The organism is Isoptericola sp. Y581 (genome assembly GCF_059445475.1).
This window is the reverse complement of record NZ_JCAIUK010000022.1, coordinates 1-866: the sequence shown is the minus strand read 5'-3', so window position 1 is coordinate 866 and position 866 is coordinate 1. Positions and strand designations below refer to the sequence as shown.

General features: G+C 67.9%; 1 protein-coding gene. It reads left to right on the top strand.

Annotation, left to right across the window (positions count from 1 at the left end):
- Window positions 1-70: 70 nt before the first annotated feature.
- On the top strand, window positions 71-856 hold the full coding sequence (locus AC1C2W_RS19650) for a transposase (protein ID WP_495414066.1): 786 nt from the start codon (window positions 71-73) through the stop codon (window positions 854-856).
- Window positions 857-866 lie beyond the last annotated feature (10 nt).

Genomic DNA, 866 nt, shown 5'->3' with positions numbered 1-866 from the left:
AGCGCAACGGCCCTCGCGTCCGGTTTGATCCAGGTTGTCTACGCCAGGATCGAACCCGAACGAAGGACCGATGCGCTACCACTCCACGTGCGGACTGACCGCCGCCCAGACGACCGAGCTGATCGCCCGCGCCTGGCAGGTGCACGTCGGGCGTGAGGAAGAACGGTACGACTTCGAGCTCGGGTTCGGCCGGGCGGTGACGATGGTCTTGATCAAGGTGCGACACAACCTGCCGCAGCAGCTGACCGGGGACCTGTACGGGATCTCCCAGTCCACGGTCTCGCGGATCTGGCAATACCTGATGCCGATCATCGGCCAGGTCACCGCCCTGGACCGCAGGCATCTCCATGAGGCGCTCGAGCGCGGCACGGTCCTGATCGACGGCACACCGGTGCCCACCGGCAACCGGGCCGGAACCGGCACGACGAACTACAACGCCAAACACCACAAGCAGGCCCTCGGCATCCAGGTCGCCGCGTTCCGCGACGGCACCCTGGCCGACGTGTCGGTCCCGGTGCGAGGATCCCGGCACGACTCGCGGGCACTGGACGAGGTCGGCTGGGCCGGCCAGATCGCCGCAGCCCGCCGGCAGCGGGTGATCGCCGTGCTGGCCGACACCGCGTACGTCAAACACACCCGCCTGACGCCACGGCGCAAGACCAAGGGCGTCGCACGCACCCACGCCGACCGCGAGCACAACCGCCACATCGCGTCCCTACGTGCCCCGGTCGAGCGGACGATCGCGCTGCTCAAGCAGTGGAAGACCCTCGCGACCGGCTACCGCGGACGCCTGGCCGAACTACCAAGCGTGATCCACATGATCACCAACCTCGAGTTCTACCGCCAGGCCACGTGAATAGCGCTCT